The 14036-nt window shown below is 71.5% G+C and carries 14 protein-coding genes; 7 read left to right on the top strand and 7 right to left on the bottom strand.

Going from position 1 to position 14036, the window contains the following annotated elements; translation table 11 throughout:
• The coding region (gene coxB, locus AB0M52_RS18760) for a cytochrome c oxidase subunit II (protein ID WP_363954979.1) at positions 1–672 on the bottom strand (672 nt) is incomplete at its 3' end.
• 200 nt (positions 673–872) lie between these two features.
• On the opposite strand from coxB, the gene ccsA reads away from it, so the two are divergent.
• Genes ccsA through AB0M52_RS18735 form a run of 5 tightly spaced genes read left to right on the top strand, consistent with a single transcriptional unit; the run spans position 873 to position 5481 of the window.
• Positions 873–1658, top strand: coding sequence for a cytochrome c biogenesis protein CcsA (ccsA, locus tag AB0M52_RS18755; RefSeq protein ID WP_363954976.1), 786 nt, complete (start codon positions 873–875; stop codon positions 1656–1658).
• Positions 1655–2065, top strand: coding sequence for a cytochrome c maturation protein CcmE (locus AB0M52_RS18750; protein WP_363954973.1), 411 nt, complete (start codon positions 1655–1657; stop codon positions 2063–2065). Before ccsA ends, AB0M52_RS18750 begins: the two co-directional genes overlap by 4 nt.
• Positions 2055–3971: a cytochrome c-type biogenesis CcmF C-terminal domain-containing protein gene (locus tag AB0M52_RS18745; protein WP_363954970.1), complete on the top strand. Its 1917-nt coding sequence runs from the start codon at positions 2055–2057 to the stop codon at positions 3969–3971. The genes AB0M52_RS18750 and AB0M52_RS18745 overlap by 11 nt, the downstream gene beginning before the upstream one ends.
• Positions 3968–4585, top strand: a complete 618-nt coding sequence (locus AB0M52_RS18740; RefSeq protein ID WP_363954967.1) for a TlpA disulfide reductase family protein — start codon at positions 3968–3970, stop codon at positions 4583–4585. The genes AB0M52_RS18745 and AB0M52_RS18740 overlap by 4 nt, the downstream gene beginning before the upstream one ends.
• Positions 4543–5481: a cytochrome c-type biogenesis protein CcmH gene (locus AB0M52_RS18735; RefSeq protein WP_363954965.1), complete on the top strand. Its 939-nt coding sequence runs from the start codon at positions 4543–4545 to the stop codon at positions 5479–5481. The genes AB0M52_RS18740 and AB0M52_RS18735 overlap by 43 nt, the downstream gene beginning before the upstream one ends.
• On the opposite strand, the gene AB0M52_RS18730 is transcribed toward AB0M52_RS18735, so the two are convergent.
• Positions 5456–5806, bottom strand: a complete 351-nt coding sequence (locus AB0M52_RS18730; RefSeq protein WP_363954962.1) for a spore germination protein GerW family protein — start codon at positions 5804–5806, stop codon at positions 5456–5458. The genes AB0M52_RS18735 and AB0M52_RS18730 overlap by 26 nt on opposite strands.
• Before the next feature lie 149 nt (positions 5807–5955).
• Between AB0M52_RS18730 and AB0M52_RS18725 the strand changes: the two genes are divergently transcribed.
• Positions 5956–6720, top strand: coding sequence for a DUF427 domain-containing protein (locus AB0M52_RS18725; protein WP_363954959.1), 765 nt, complete (start codon positions 5956–5958; stop codon positions 6718–6720).
• A gap of 123 nt (positions 6721–6843) precedes the next feature.
• Here AB0M52_RS18725 and AB0M52_RS18720 read toward each other — a convergent pair whose 3' ends face one another.
• Complete coding sequence (locus AB0M52_RS18720; protein WP_363954957.1) at positions 6844–9609, bottom strand: TIM barrel protein; 2766 nt, start codon at positions 9607–9609, stop codon at positions 6844–6846.
• 177 nt (positions 9610–9786) lie between these two features.
• Here AB0M52_RS18720 and AB0M52_RS18715 point away from each other — a divergent pair, with 177 nt between their 5' ends.
• Entirely contained in the window at positions 9787–10443 is a 657-nt protein-coding gene (locus AB0M52_RS18715) for a TetR/AcrR family transcriptional regulator (protein WP_363954954.1), read from the top strand.
• A 47-nt stretch (positions 10444–10490) separates the two neighbouring features.
• Here the strand turns inward: AB0M52_RS18715 and AB0M52_RS18710 are convergent, their stop codons facing one another.
• The 4 genes from AB0M52_RS18710 to AB0M52_RS18695 form a co-directional block, all read right to left on the bottom strand.
• Positions 10491–11366, bottom strand: coding sequence for a shikimate dehydrogenase (locus AB0M52_RS18710; protein WP_363954951.1), 876 nt, complete (start codon positions 11364–11366; stop codon positions 10491–10493).
• A gap of 63 nt (positions 11367–11429) precedes the next feature.
• On the bottom strand, positions 11430–12464 hold the full coding sequence (dctP, locus tag AB0M52_RS18705; protein ID WP_363954948.1) for a TRAP transporter substrate-binding protein DctP: 1035 nt from the start codon (positions 12462–12464) through the stop codon (positions 11430–11432).
• 65 nt (positions 12465–12529) lie between these two features.
• On the bottom strand, positions 12530–13810 hold the full coding sequence (locus AB0M52_RS18700) for a TRAP transporter large permease (RefSeq protein WP_363954945.1): 1281 nt from the start codon (positions 13808–13810) through the stop codon (positions 12530–12532).
• A partial coding sequence (locus AB0M52_RS18695; RefSeq protein WP_363954942.1) for a TRAP transporter small permease subunit occupies positions 13807–14036 on the bottom strand: 230 nt, incomplete at its 5' end. The genes AB0M52_RS18700 and AB0M52_RS18695, both read right to left, overlap by 4 nt.

Raw genomic sequence — 14036 nt, 5'->3', positions numbered from 1 at the left:
GGCCGGCGTGCCGAGTCGGGCCAGCCAGGCGTCGAAGTCCTGCCGGGGCTCGGCGACGACCAGGAACGCCATGTGCGCGTGCTGGGTGCCGCAGTACTCGGCGCACTGGCCCCGGTAGCTGCCGGCGCGCTCGGCGTGCAGCCAGGTCTCGCGTGTCTCGCCGGCGATGAGGTCGGTCTTGGGCATGAGCTGCGGCACCCAGAAGCTGTGCAGCACGTCGGCGGTGCGCAACCGGACCCGCACCTTCTCCCCCACCGGGATGTGCAGTTCGTTGGCGGTGGCCCCGTCGACGCCCTGCACCCGTACCTCCCACCACCACTTGTGACCGGTGACCTCGATGGTCGGCGCGTCCGGCCCGGGGCCGTCGCCGAGCGCCGCGAGGTCGCGCAGCCCGACCGCGTAGACCGCCACCAGGATCACCAGCGGGATCCCGGCGCCGGCCACGATCACGAAGCGCAGCGGCTGGCCGTGGCGCACGCGTACCCGCCGCTTCCGGCGGAACACCAGGGCCCAGGTCAGCAGCGCCATGACCTCGGCGAACACCGCGATCGAGATCCAGAACAGCAGCCACCACAGGTTGGCGACCCGGGCCGCGCCGGCACCGGCCGGGTCCAGCGCCGACGGTGCGCCCCCGGCGCAGCCGGCGAGGGCCAGAGCGGTGCCCAGCGCCACCACGGGCAGGCCGAGCCACCGGCGCCACCCGCCGGACGTTCGCGTCGCAACCCGTGTCGTGTCCAGCGGTACCGACCCCCGTCAACCTGGGTCCATATTCCCCGATTTGCTCAGATCCGCCGGCCGATTCCGTTTATTTCGGTTTAAGGTCTGATGTCAGGAATCAGCGGGGCAAGCGCCGACGGCGCGGACAGGAAGACATGCGAACCTCCACCGTGGACCTGACTGCGGACACTGCCCGCGGCGCCGCCGCCCGGCGGACGGCTGCCTGGACCGCCGGCGGGCTCGCGGTGGGCGCCGCCGTCGCCGGCGGGCTCCTGGCCCCGGCCGACGCGGCCCAGGGCCAGGCTCAGCGCCTGATGTACCTGCACGTACCCGCCGCCTGGGTGGCGTACCTGGCGTTCGCCGTGGTGCTGGCCGCCAGCAGCGCCTACCTGGTCGGCGGCGACCTGCGGTGGGACCGGTTCGCCCGGGCGGCCGCCGAGATCGGCGTCGCGCTCACCGCGCTCACCATCGCCACCGGGGCGATCTGGGGCCAGCTCGTCTGGGGCACCTGGTGGGCCTGGGATCCCCGGCTGGTCAGCACCGCGCTGCTGCTCCTGGCGTACGCCGGCTATCTGGCCCTGCGACGGACGCTGGCCGAACGGGCGGGCGGACCCGACGGCGGCGACCGGCGGGTGGCCCGGCCGGCGGCCGTCGCCGGCGTCGCCGGCTTCCTGCTCGTCCCGGTGGTGCACTTCTCCGTCCTCTGGTGGCGCTCGCTGCACCAACAGGCCACCATCCTCGCGCCCGCACGCCCGCCGATCGATTCGCGAATGGCCCTGGCGCTGCTGCTGGCCGTCGCCGCCGCCAGCGCCGCGGCACTCTGCGTCCTGGCGCACCGGGTGACGCGGCTCGAACGCCGCCTCGGCGCGACGCCCGAACGACCCGCGCCGATCCGTGCCGGGCGAGACCCGGCCCCGGACGAGCCGGCGCGGGTGCGATGATCCGCCGGCCCGGACGCCTCGCGCTGGTCGCCGTCCTCCTCGCCGCCGGCGGTCTCCTGGTCACCAGCGCGCTGAACGACACCCTCACCTACTACCGCACTCCCGGCGAGGTGGCCACCGACCCGACCGTCGCGCGGGACCGGGTCCGCCTGGCCGGCGAGGTCGTCCCCGGCTCGCTGCGGCGCGACGGCGAGGTGGTGGTGTTCCGACTGGCCGACGGCGGGCACGAGGTCACCGTGCGGCAGCGCGGCATGCCGCCGGACACCTTCCGGGAGGGCGAGGAAGCGGTGGTCGAGGGGCGGCTGGGCACCGACGGGTTGTTCCACGCCGACCACGTGGTCCTCCGGCACGGCAACGAGTACGGGCCGTCCTCCTCCGCCCGTCCGGAGCCGACCGATGCTCGGTGACCTCGGCACGGCGAGCCTCACCGTCGGCCTGTTCAGCGCGGTGCTCGCGGTGCTGCTCTGGCTGCGGGTGGCGCTGCTCGGCGCGGCGTCCCGCCCGGCCCGGCTGGCCTCCGCCGGAGCGCTGCTCGCCGCCGCCGCCGCGTGCGGGCTGCTCGAAGCGGCCCTGGTGGGCCACGACTTCAGCGTCCGGTTCGTCGCCGAGAACGGCGGCCGGCACGTACCCGTCTACTACACGATCACCAGCCTCTGGTCCGCCATGGACGGATCGCTGCTGCTCTGGCTGCTGATCCTCTGCGGGTACGGGGCCCTGCTGGCCCGCCGCCGCGCACCCGACCGGCTGCGCGCGTACGCCATGGTGGTGGTCAGCGTGGTGACCACCCTGTTCTTCGCGCTGTCGGCCTTCGCCGCCGACCCGTTCCAGGCGGTCCACCCGGTGCCGCTGGACGGGCCGGGCCCGAATCCGCTGCTCCAGCAACACCCCGCCATGGGAGTGCACCCGCCGCTGCTGTACGCCGGCTACCTCGGCATGGTGATCCCGTTCGCCCTGGCGCTGGCCGCGCCGCTGGCCGGGCGGGCCGGTCGGGACTGGGTCCGGGTGGCGCGCCCCTGGGCCGTGGCGGCCTGGGCCACCCTGACCGCAGGGATCGCCGTGGGTGCCTGGTGGTCGTACGCCGTCCTCGGCTGGGGTGGCTACTGGGCCTGGGACCCGGTGGAGAACGCCTCCCTGCTGCCATGGTTGACCGCGACCGCCTTCCTCCACACCAGCCTGGGCGGTGGCCGCAGCCGGGAACGGTGGAACACCACCCTGGCCTGCGGCAGCTTCCTGCTGGTGCTGCTCGGCACCTTTCTCACCCGATCCGGCGCGGTGGCGAGCGTGCACGCCTTCACCGAGTCGCCGCTGGGCCCGCTCCTGCTCGGATTCGTGCTGCTGGCCGTCCTGTCGGCCACCGTGCTCACCGGACGGAACCGACCGGCGCCCCCCGGGCCCGGCCGGGCGCCGCTGCTGTCCCGGCGCACCGCGGTCCTGGTCAACGCCGTCCTGCTGGTCACCGTGGCGGCCGTGGTGCTGATCGGCACCGTGCTGCCGCTGCTGACCGAACCGCTCACCGGGGCCCGGAGCAGCGTGGGTCCGGGCTACTACCAGCGCACCGCCGTGCCGCTGGCCGTGGTGTTGCTGCTGCTGGCCGGCGTCACACCGGCGCTGTGGGTACGCGACCGGGCCACCGCACTGCGCCGCCTCGCCCTGCCCGGGATCGTGGGGCTGGCGACGGTCGCGACGGTCGGCCTGCTCAGCCGGCCGGGACCGGCGGCGCTCACCGCGTTCGGTGCGGCGGCCTTCGTCCTCACCGGCCTGCTCACCGAGGTCACCGCGCGGCGCCGCCGGCCGGGCCGGGCCTGGGCGGCGGCGCTGGCGCACGCCGGCCTCGCCCTGGTCGCGGTGGGCGTCGCCGGGTCCTCCGCGTACGGGCAGGCCGACGAGCGGACCGTGCGGGTCGGCGAGACGCTGCGGGTGTCCGACGTGTCGGTCCGGCTGGTGTCGGTGCACCGCAGCCTCGACGAGGGACGGATGGTGGTACGGGCCACGACCGAGCTGTCGGGGAGCGGCACGACCAGGACAGCCACCCCGGCCCTGCGGTACGACCCGGCGCGGGACACCGCCGTCACCGTGCCGGCGATCAGCAGCGGGCCGCGCCGGGACACCTACCTCACCCTCATCGCCGTGGCCGAGGACGGCGGCAGCGCGACGCTGCGGCTCGCGGTAAACCCGCTGGTCGGTCTCATCTGGCTCGGGGGTGCCCTGATCACCGTCGGCGGTCTGACGGCCCTGGCCGGCACCGCACGATCACGGCGTCCACGGCGGACCGAGCCGGCCGACCGGCGCGAACCGGTGGGAGTGCCGGCGTGAGCGAGCGAACCACCGGGCACATCAGCATGGCGCCTCGCGCCGCCGGGGAGCGGAGCGAGGCGGCGACGCGAGGCGCGGGCCGCCGCTGGTGGCGTCGGGTGTGGCTCGCCCCCACCGCCGTGCTGCTGCTGGCGGTCGGCCTGGGGTTCGCGCTGTCGCCCCCAGCGCCACCCGGCGGGGCCGAGCAGCGACCGCCGGTCGCCGCGCCCGCCCTCGCCGGCACCACCCTCTCCGGCGACCGGTTCGACCTCGCCGACGCACGGGGACAGGTGGTGCTGGTCAACGTCTTCGCCTCCTGGTGCGGGCCGTGCCGCGCGGAGTTGCCGCTGCTGGTCGAGGCGGACCGCCGCTGGTCGCCGGAGGGCCTGCGGGTGGTCGGGCTGAACCTGCGCGACGGCCCGGAAGCGGTACGCGCGCTGCTCGACGAGACCGGCGCCGGCAAACTCACCGTGCTGCCGGACCGGGACGGCAGCACGGCGATCGAGTGGGGCGTGCGGGGCGTACCGGAGACCTTCGTGGTGGACCGGGACGGGCGGATCGTCGCGCACCAGCCGGGAGTGGTGACCCAGCGGTGGCTGGCCGACCGGGTGGTCCCGCTGCTCGGGGCGACGTGAACGGCCGCCGTTGGCTGGTCACGCTGACCGCCGCGGTGCTGCTGGCCCTCTCCGTCGGCGGGCTGGCCCGGTCCGTCGCCCCCGGGCCACCGTCCGACCCGACGCAGGCGGTCGCCACCGAGCTGCGCTGCCCGGCGTGCCAGGGTGAGTCGGTCGCCGACTCGAGCTCACCGATCGCCGTCTCGATGCGACAGGTGATCACCGACCAGCTCGCCGAGGGCCGCAGCCCGGCGGAGATCCGCCGCTGGTTCGTCCAGCGCTACGGCGACGAGGTGCTGGCCCAACCGCCGCTGCACGGCGCTTCGCTGCTGCTCTGGGTCGTACCCGCGGTGGTCCTGCTGGGTGTCGGCGCTGCGGCGCTGCGGACCCTGCGCCCGCGACAGCGGCGGGTGAAGCAGTGGGCCAGCACCACCGACGCGGCGCCCACCGGCGGACGGCGGGCGCGCCGGGCCTGGTGGTTGGCGGCGGCTGGGCTCGTCGCCCTGGTGTCGACGGTGGCCGTGGCGGCCGGGCAGTTGGCGCGACCGGTCGCCGGCGGTCCCGCCGCCGACCCGGCGGTGGTCGCCGTGCAACTGGCCCACGACCTGGAGGGGCAGCAGCGGTACGCGGCCGCGGCCGAGATGTACCGCGAGGCGCTGCGGGATCGGCCCGACGACGCGATCCGGTTACGCCTCGCCTTCGCCCTGCTGCGGGCCGGCGACGCCGCCGCCGCGGAGCGGACCGCGCGGGAGGTGCTCGACCGCGTTCCCGACTCGCCGGACGGCCTGCTGGTGGCCGGGCTGGCCCAGCGGCTCACCCGTCCCGAGGAGGCGCCGGCGACCCTGCGCCGCTTCCTGTCGGTGGCGCCCAACCACCCCGCCGGGCCCGAGGTCAGCCGACTGCTCGGCGCCGCCTGAGGAGAATGGCGATCGACACCGCCGCGCAGGCCGCCACGACGGCGAGCCGCGTGAGGTCGACGGCGGGTACGAAGCGCGCGCTCCCGCGGGCGATAACGAAGGCACCGACCGGCCGGGCTGTCGCGCCGTAACCGCCACCCATGCCGAACGCCTTACCGGCGGGCTCCGGTCCGGAGCCGCCCCCACCGCCGCCACCGTGACTCACCTGGGCGACGGGAAGGACGACGACGCCGTCATGGGTGACCGGCTCCCCGAACACCTGCCCTGGCGCGGGGTGGTCGATGAGCCGGTGAAGGAGTCGGGATTGCTCGTCGTCATCGGGCATGTCGTCTCCCTTTTGGCGCTCTGGTCTGGGCCAGCGTCTCCGCCGAGGCATGCTGATGAGGCGTGTCAGGTGAGTCCGTCCGGTGAACGCCGGCGTCGCCTCGATCGTTGAAACGGTACCCACCTTGGCGAGTAAGCGTAGGAGGAGCGGTGGCGGACTATCCGAAGGCGATCACCCAGGTCGACCACATCGAGCCGGTGCCGCGCCGGATCCGCGCCTTCCTCGCCGGGGAGCGGGTGCTGGACACCACCCGGGCGCGGTACGTCTGGGAGTGGCCGTTCTACCCCCAGTACTACATCCCGGTCGACGACGTGAACCGTGACTTCCTGGTCGACGAGCAGAAGACGGAGCAGTCGCGGCGCGGTACCGCCCGGCTGCACGGGCTGCGGGTGGGCGAGACCTCCCGCGCCACCTGTGCCCGCCGGTACGGAGACGACGCACGGGCGGGGCTGACCGACACGATCCGGTTCGACTGGGCCGCGATGGACGCCTGGTTCGAGGAGGACGAGCAGGTCTTCGTCCACCCGCGCAACCCGTACGCCCGGGTGGACGCGCTGCGGTCGACCCGCCGGGTACGCGTGGAGCTGGACGGGACGGTGCTGGCCGACTCGGCCTCACCCGTGCTGGTCTTCGAGACCGGCCTGCCGACCCGCTACTACCTGAACCGGACCGACGTGAACTTCCGCCACCTCGTCCCGTCGGCGACCGCGACCTCCTGCCCGTACAAGGGCCGGACCAGCGACTACTGGTCGGTCCGCGTCAACGGCACGGTCCACGCGGACCTGGCCTGGTCGTACGCCTTCCCCACCGCCACGCTGCTGCCGATCGCCGGGCTGATCGCCTTCTACAACGAGAAGGTCGACCTGATCGTCGACGGTGAGCGCCTGCTTCGACCGAAGACGCACTTCTCCTGAGCGGCGCTACTTCGCCGGCTGCGTCCGGTCGTCGCCGCGTACCGCTGCCTCGTCCCCCGCCTGACGCGCCTGGAAGGCTGGCCGGACTCGGTGGGCATGTTGGTGGCCCGGCCGCCTTCCAGGTCAGACACCGATCAGCCGATGCGGGGCGGCCGGGTCGTCGAGGTAGTCGCGCGCGGCGTTGACGGCCTGCCGGGCGTGTTCCTTCGCGCCGACCTGGGCGACCAGCGTCGCGCGCGGGATCTCCAGGGCGTACGGCAAGCCGGTGGGCAGTGCGTCGAGGATGCCGTGGACATCGATGCCGCCTTCGCCGGGGAACAGTCGTTCGAACCGTGCGGTGTGGATCAGGCCCTCGTTGGTGGGTGGCACACCGGCCGGTGCGTCGCACACGTGGACGAAGTGGAACCAGTGTGCGGGTAGCTGCCGCAGGTCGGCGATGCTCGACCCGGAGCGGGCGAAGTGGAGCAGGTCCACGAGGAGCCCGGCGTTCGGTTGGTCGGCGGCGCGCAGCACCCGGGTCGCCTCGCGCAGATCGGGTGTCTCCGTCCAGGACGGGAATTCGAGGTCGATCGTGAGCCCGAAGGGCCGGGCCAGTTCACACAGTTCAGCGAAGCGGTCGATCTTGCGGGCCCGGTCGGGGTCCGGCAGTTGCGTGATGACGTGCCGTGCTCCCAACTCGGCACCCGCTTCGAGGAACCGCAGGTAGTCCCGGGGCGTCTTGTCCGGGCTGATTCTGGCGAGTTCGACGTCGAGGACCTCGATCCCGGTGGCCGCCAGCCGGACCTTGGTGCTTCGCATCAGTCCCGGATCGGTGGCCAGCGGGTAGTGCGGTTCCTGCGGGGTGACCCGGTTGAGTCGCAGCCCCACGAACCGGTATCCGCCGTCGGCGGCGGCCTCCACCAGTTCCGGTGGCGAGAGACTCAATGCGGTCAGGTGTGCCAGCGAGTAGTCGTGTCGCTGGTCCGCCTGCGGTGCCGGCACGTCCCGAAGCGAGATCAAACGGCGTTCGCGGTGTGCCGCCATCCGCACCGGGACGCTGTTCGGGTCGCCGTAGCCGACGTACCCGCCGATCCGCTGCACCACCGCGAAGAAGATGCGGGAGCCGAGTATCTCGGTGTAGAAGTGCAGGTACTCGCCGTCCTCGTCACGGTCGTAGAGGATCGAGTGTTCGCGAAGTGCCGCCAGCCGTTCCGCGGGAAGGGCGAGGCGGGCGTCGAGGTCGGCGTAGTAGTTGTCGGGGATCTTCAGCACCGGGGCGCCGAGCGCGCGTACCGCCTGGGCGCTGGCGATGATGTCGTCGGTACGCAATGCGACATGTTGCGGACGGGGAATGGTGGGCGCCCAGTCGCCGCGGCGCAGCGGTGCGGTGTTGAGCGCGATACGGACCTGGCCGGTGGGGTCGGTGGCGACCCGGCTGCGGATCAGGCCGAACGGCGCGGCGATCTCGGTTGTCTCCTCCGCTGTCAACCCCAGCACGGTGCGGTAGAAGACGACGGCTTCGTCGAAGTCGTCGAGCGACTCGGTGAGCGAGATGTGGTCCGTGCCGGTCACCAGCGCGTCGTCGCGGGCCGCCCGGCCGGTGGCCGCGAAGTCGTCGAGCCAGCATCCCTCGTCCGCCTGGGTCCGGACGAGGAAGACGGCGGTGCCGTCGGGCGCGGCGATCGACGTCAACTCCGCTTCCCCCGGCTCGTACAGCCGCGGCAACGCGGGCGCGAGCAGCGCTTCGGCCCGCTGCGCCGCTCCCGCCGGGTCGGCGCTCTCGACCGCGAGGGCGCAGATCGACGCGGTGCCGGGTAGGACTCTTCGTTGCGCGCCGAAGTTCAACAGGATCCGGGCGGTGCCCTGTTGCCAGAGTTGGACCGGCTTGGAGCGATGTTGGGCGGTGTGGGTGAAGCCGAGGGCGGCCAGGGCCCGTGCGATGGTAGGGCCGGAGACGTCGTCCACGGCGAGTTCGGTGAACGCGTATCCGTCGAGTCGGGGTGCCCGGGGAAGGCCGGAGAGCCGGAGTCGCTCACGCACCGTGGGAGGGCCGGCGCTCGCCACCGTCTCCTGCAGCGTCAGCAGTGAGCGCATCCCGTCGATGGCGGCGTAGCGGGGATCCGCCTGGCGGTAGACGTCGTTGAACAACTCGAGCGAGATTGGCCCGTCGTAGCCGGTGGTGAGCACGTGCCCGACGAGCCCGGCCAGGTCGAACGACCCCATCCCGGGAAACAGCCGATGGTGGCGGCTCCACTCGACCACGTCCATGTTGAGCCGCGGGGCGTCCGCGAGTTGCAAGTGGAAGATCTTCGCGCCGGGTACCACCCGGATCGCCGACGGGTCTTCGCCGCGGGACAGGATGTGGAAGCTGTCGACGCACAGGCCCAGGGCGGGATGGTCGGCACGCCGGACGATCCGCCACGCGTGCGTGTAGCTGTTGACGAAGCGACCCCAGGCCATCGCTTCGTACGCGACGCGGATGCCGCGCTGCTGCGCGCGTGCCGCGAGCGCGTGCAGTTGCTCGGCAGCCAGGTCGTCGTCGTCGACCGCGTCCGGGGAGACCGACGAGGAGAGCAGCATCGTCGTCGTACCGAGTTGCTCCAGCACGTCGAAGGTCCGCTCGGCCCGGCGTAGGTTGGCCGCGAACACGTCGGGCGGCACCGCCTCGAAGTCCCGGAACGGTTGGTAGGCGGCGATCGACAGGCCGCGCCGGTCACACTCCTGCCGAACCCTGTCGGGTGACCACGAGGATGCGACGAGGTCGTTGTCGAAGATCTCCACGCTGTGGAAGCGGGCTGCGGCGGCCGCTGCCAGCTTGTCCTCCAAGGTGCCCGACAGGCAGACGGTGGCGATGCAGAGGCGAGGGTGGTCGGGCCGTACCGGCGCGCTGTCGGTGTGCACGGTGCGCATGAGGTTGCCCCTATCGGCGTCGAGCTGGGCTGGTTCAGGTGCTCGATCCCGCCGTGTTCGTCGGCTCGCCGAGGCCACCTAATGGACGTACTAGATAGTTACTTATACTCCGATCGAACGTCCCCGGAAAGACTCGGGACGGTGACCTACAGTGTTCCGATACGACAGGGAGGTGCGGTGGGCACACAGCCGTCCGAGACCGTCGCGCTGAAGCCACCCACACGCGACGCCGACAGCACCCGGGCCGAGATCCTCGCGGTCGCGACGCGGGAGTTCGCCGACAAGGGGTACACCGGCGCGCGGGTCGACGAGATCGCCGCGAAGATCCGCACCACGAAGCGAATGATCTACTACTACTTCGGCGGGAAGGAACAGCTCTACGTCGCCGCGCTCGAGAGCGCCTACATGCGCATCCGCGCGATCGAGCAGCAACTCGACGTCGATCACCTCGACCCGGCCGAGGCGATCCTGCGGCTGACCGCGCTGACGTTCGACCACCACGAGGCCCACCCCGACTTCATCCGGCTGGTCAGCATCGAGAACATCCACCGGGCCGAGCACATCGCCGGTTCGGCGAAGCTGGGTCGCCTGGCGAGCCCGGCGTTGGACGTGTTGGCCCGCATCCTTGAGCGCGGCCGGGCAGAGGGACGGTTCCGGGATGGCGTGGACCCGGTCGACATCCACATGTTGATCAGTTCGTTCTGCGTCTTCCGGATCGCCAACCGGTTCACCTTCAACGCGATCTTCGAGCGCGACATGCTCGCCCCCGAACGCCGTGACCATTACCGGCGGATGCTCGGCGAGGTGGTCCTGGACTACCTGACAGCTCGTTGACGGCATCGGCGGCGGCGAGCGGTCACCGCGCGCCGTCCGCACGGATGTCACCGGCCCGCTCGCAACAGGTCGGCCGAGTCGGCGAGCATCGCGTCGGCGTCCGCCGGCCGACCGGTGAAGTACTCGTACGCCGCGACCGCCTGATAGGCGTTCATGCCGCCGCCGTGCAGGGTCGGCGCACCCACCGAGCGCGCGGCTCGCAGGAGCGCGGTGTCGACCGGACGGTAGACGATGTCGGCCACCCACATGTCCTTGCGGAGGGCGGAGACCGGCACCGGTGAGCCGGGGTGCTGGGCCATGCCCACCGGGGTGGCGTTGACCAGGCCGTCGGCCTTCGCGAGCACGGCGGTCAACTCCGCCAGCGGGCACACCTCGACGCGTTCAGCGCCGAACTGGGCGCCGAGCGTCTCCGACAGCCGCGTCGCCCGTGAGACATCAAGGTCGGCCAGCGTCAGCTGCTGCACGCCCTGAGTCAGTAGCGCATGCGCGACCGCTGCCCCCGCTCCCCCGGAGCCGAGTTGGACGACCAGCTGTCGCGGAGCCTCCGCGAACTCCCGGGCGAAGCTGCGCGCGAACCCGGACGCGTCGGTGTTGTATCCACACGTCCGGCCTCCGTCGAAGACCAACGTGTTGACCGCGCCGAGCAGACGTGCCTCGGCGGAGAGGTCGTCGAGATAGCGGACGATCTCCTGCTTGAACGGATGCGTGACGTTGAGCCCGCGGTATCCCAGGGTGCGCGCCCAACGGAGGATCTCGGGGAGGTCGCCGGCGGCCAGCCCGTGCTCGGCAGTGTCGATGATCTTGTAGATCAGTCGGATGCCCTGCCGGTCGGCTTCGCGCTGGTGCAGCAGGGGTGCGTGCGATTGCTGGATACCTTCGCCGACGAGTCCGATCAGGACTCTTGCGACGTCAGACCGAGCCAACATTGCTCCTTACGGTCGCCGGGCTTCCCGAGGGGCGATACCCCTCGGGAAGCCCACCCGCGTTCAGGCGGACGCTCGGATGCTCTGGTAGAGGGCGAGGTCCGCGTCCTTGAAGTGGTTGTTGAAGTACGCCTCGGCCTTGCTGATGAAGGCTTCGAGGTCGATCTGGTCGGCCTCCACGACGGTGTGGCTGGAGTCGCCGCGCCATCCGTCCAGGACCTTTTCGGTCTCGTCGTCGACGCACTTGCGGTTCTCGGCGCGGATGTCCTTGATGGCCTTGAACAGGGCGTCCTTCTGCGGCTGGCTCATCTTGTCGAGCGTCTTGTTCGACACGACGACGTAGTGGGTGCCGACCTGGTGGTTGGTCAGACTCGCGACCTTGAGGACCTCGTCGTACTTCTGGGCGTGCGTCGCCACCACCGGGTTCTCCTGGCCGTGCGCGATGCCCTGCTGAAGGGCGAGGTAGAGCTCCTCCAACGCGATGGCCACCGCGCTGGCTCCCAGCGCCTCCGCGTTGGCCAGGAACTGTGGCGTGTTGGGGAAGCGGATCTTCAAGCCGGCGAGGTCTTCCGGCTTGCGGATCGGAGCGGTCGCGGTGAAGGTCCGCATGCCGAAGTACCAGGCGTCCACGATGGTGGTTCCGGTGGCCGCGTTGAACTCCGCGAAGAACTCCTGACCGTTCGAGTCGACCCACTTGAAGAAGTGGTCGATGTCGTTGAACGCGTACGCCGCGTCCAGGACTCCGATCTTGGGGAAGGCGGTGGACATGGCCGAGCCGCCCTGCAGGTCGATGTCGATGTCGCCGGCCTGCACGCTCGCGTAGCGCTCCGCGTCGGGGCCGAGCTGGCTGTTGGGGAACAGGTCCAGGGTCAGGCCGAGGTCCTGCGCCTCGATCCGCTCCTTGAGCAGCTTCATGCCGCAGTAGAAGTTGGGCTGGGTCTCGGGCTGGGAACTACCGATCTTGAGCGTCAGCTGGGAGTTGTCGCCGTCGCCGGCCGGCGTGTTGTTCGCCGTGGCACAGCCCGCGGCGAGGACTACTGGCAGGGCGATGGCGAGGGCGGCGGTGAGACGACGCCACCCGGACGGCTTTCGGTGCATGGGTCTCCCTCTTTCTCGGACGGGAACGGCGGTAGGCGGGCGATGACGAGCGGCTGCGTGGTCGGTCAGAACCCGAGCAGTTTGGGCAGCGCCAGCGATATCTGCGGGAACGCGGTGATCAGGATGAGTACGGCCAGGAGCGGGACGAGGAACGGGGCCACCCCGCGGAACACGACGTCGACCGGTCTGCCGGTGACGGAGCTGGTGATGTACAGCACGCTCCCGACGGGGGGCGTCAGCAGACCGATCATCAGGTTGATGATCATCACCACCCCGAAGTAGATCGGGTCGATGCCGAGTTCGAGCGCGATCGGCAGCAGCACGGGGACGGTGACGAGGATGACGGCGGTGGCGTCGATGAGCGCACCGAGGATCAGCAGGATGACGTTGACCAGGAGCATGAAGACCAGCGGGTTGTCGGACACCGCGGTGAGGAACGTCGCCACGTCCCGGGACACATGGGCCCGCGTCAGGATCAGTCCGAGCAACGCCGCCGCGCCCAGGATGAGCGCGATGCCGCCGGTGATCGCGGCCGTCTCACGCATCGACTGCAGCAGCACCCGGGCGGTCAGCTTGCGGTAGAAGACGCCCAGGGCGAGCATGTAGAGCACCGCCACCGAGGCGGCCTCGGTCGGCGTGAACGTTCCCGACAGGATGCCGCCGAGCAGGATGACGGGCGTCAGGATCGGTCCGGCCGCGCCGACGGCCGCCTTCGCGAACCGCTGACGGTCGAACGGCACCGAGGTCAGGTCGGGGCGCCGGGCGGTCCAGATGAACACGTAGACGCAGAGGCCGAACGCCATGAGGAAGGCGGGGACGACCGACGCCGCGAACAGGGCACCGGTCGAGATCGTCGCGGTGGCGGCGTAGATGACGGCCGGGATGCTCGGTGGCATCACCGGGCTGATCAGCGACGACGACGCGGTCAACCCGGAAGCGAATCCGTACGGGTAGCCCGCCTTCACCATCTGCGGAATCTGCATCTTCCCCAGGCCCGCCACGTCGGCGAGCGCAGATCCGCTCATCCAGGAGAACCCCACCGCCGAGCCGACGTTGACGTAGGCGAGGTTTCCGCGTACCCGTCCGAGCAGCGCCAGGCAGAACTCGTAGAGCCGGTCGGCGACGCCGACCCGGTTTGCGAGGACGCCGACCAGGATGAACAGCGGCACCGCCAGGAGCGGGAAGCTGTTGAGCCCGTCGAATGTCGTCTTCAGCGCGAAGCCGCTGGAGCTGCCGTCGGCCAGCGCCCACCACAGGCTCGGACCGATGAACGCCAGCCCGACCGGCACCCGGAGCAGCAGCAGGACGGCGATGACGAGACCCACCATCCACAACTCGAGGATCATCGTGCCTCCGCCGCGTTGAAGTGGACGTCTTCCTGGTTGACGTAGAAGATCCGGACGACCGCCCGGACCGCGCCGGAGGCGAAGCCGACCATCGGGACCAGATAGAGGGTCCAGAAGGGAATCCCCAGGGCCGCCGTCCGCCGCGTCGGATACGCCTCTACGAGCGCGTAGGCCTCCCATGCCAGAGCCCCGCAGATCACCGCCGTGAGGACCGCCGACAGCACCT

The organism is Micromonospora sp. NPDC051296, from assembly GCF_040682255.1.
GTDB lineage: Bacteria > Actinomycetota > Actinomycetes > Mycobacteriales > Micromonosporaceae > Micromonospora > Micromonospora craterilacus.
The sequence above is the reverse complement of the archived record's forward strand: the minus strand, read 5'-3'. Positions and strand labels throughout refer to the sequence as shown.

What these genes read in the sequence shown, in the direction of transcription:
- ccsA (WP_363954976.1), top strand. Translation starts at nt 873, where the DNA reads ATGCGAACCTCCACCGTGGACCTGACTGCGGACACTGCCCGCGGCGCC.
- AB0M52_RS18750 (WP_363954973.1), top strand. Translation starts at nt 1,655, where the DNA reads ATGATCCGCCGGCCCGGACGCCTCGCGCTGGTCGCCGTCCTCCTCGCC.
- AB0M52_RS18745 (WP_363954970.1), top strand. Translation starts at nt 2,055, where the DNA reads ATGCTCGGTGACCTCGGCACGGCGAGCCTCACCGTCGGCCTGTTCAGC.
- AB0M52_RS18730 (WP_363954962.1), bottom strand. Translation starts at nt 5,806, where the DNA reads ATGCCCGATGACGACGAGCAATCCCGACTCCTTCACCGGCTCATCGAC.
- AB0M52_RS18720 (WP_363954957.1), bottom strand. Translation starts at nt 9,609, where the DNA reads ATGCGCACCGTGCACACCGACAGCGCGCCGGTACGGCCCGACCACCCT.
- dctP (WP_363954948.1), bottom strand. Translation starts at nt 12,464, where the DNA reads ATGCACCGAAAGCCGTCCGGGTGGCGTCGTCTCACCGCCGCCCTCGCC.
- AB0M52_RS18700 (WP_363954945.1), bottom strand. Translation starts at nt 13,810, where the DNA reads ATGATCCTCGAGTTGTGGATGGTGGGTCTCGTCATCGCCGTCCTGCTG.